The 669-nt window shown below is 62.5% G+C and carries 1 protein-coding gene; it reads right to left on the bottom strand.

The features are described 5' to 3' along the window. On the bottom strand, positions 1 to 669 hold a 669-nt coding region (locus ACQ76X_RS36110), incomplete at both ends, for an AMP-binding protein (RefSeq protein ID WP_438498695.1).

Genomic DNA, 669 nt, shown 5'->3' with positions numbered 1-669 from the left:
GCCGGCAGCGCCTTCCGGTCCACCTTGCCGTTAGGGGTCAGCGGCAGCTTCTCCAGCTCCACAAAGTAGGACGGGATCATGTAATCCGGCAGCTGTGTTGCCAGTTGCGCCCGCAGCTCCGGTACCGGAACGGCTTCGTCGCTCACAAGATACGCGCACAAGTACGCCTGCCCTTGCTCGTCCTCGCGGGCCATGACCACCGCTTCGCGGATATGCGCATGCGCCATAAGCTGTGCTTCGATCTCCCCGCACTCGATCCGGTAGCCGCGGATCTTCACTTGATGGTCGATCCGGCCCAGGTACTCCAGATTGCCTTCCGGCAGCCATCTCGCCAAATCCCCGCTCCGGTACATCCGTGTCCCCGGCTCGAACGGGTTGTCTACAAATTTCTCCGCCGTCAGCTCCGGCCGGTTCAGATAGCCCCGGGCCAGACCGTCGCCCGCTATACATAGTTCACCCGCGACGCCTATCGGCTGCAGCTGCCGGTTGTCGTTCACAATGTACAGCTGCGTATTGGCGATCGGCCCTCCGATCGGCACCGCCGCTTTCGCGAAGGTCGGAGCGCTGTCGTAATACGCGACATCGACCGTGGCCTCCGTCGGCCCGTACAGGTTGTGAAGCGTGGCTCCGCTCCCTTCCATTAACTTGTAGAACCCGCTCACATGCTGG

This window comes from Paenibacillus sp. IHBB 3054 (assembly GCF_051594305.1).
Taxonomy (GTDB): domain Bacteria; phylum Bacillota; class Bacilli; order Paenibacillales; family Paenibacillaceae; genus Paenibacillus_AQ.
Note: the sequence above shows the minus strand (reverse complement) of the source record. Positions and strands in the feature narration are given on the sequence as shown.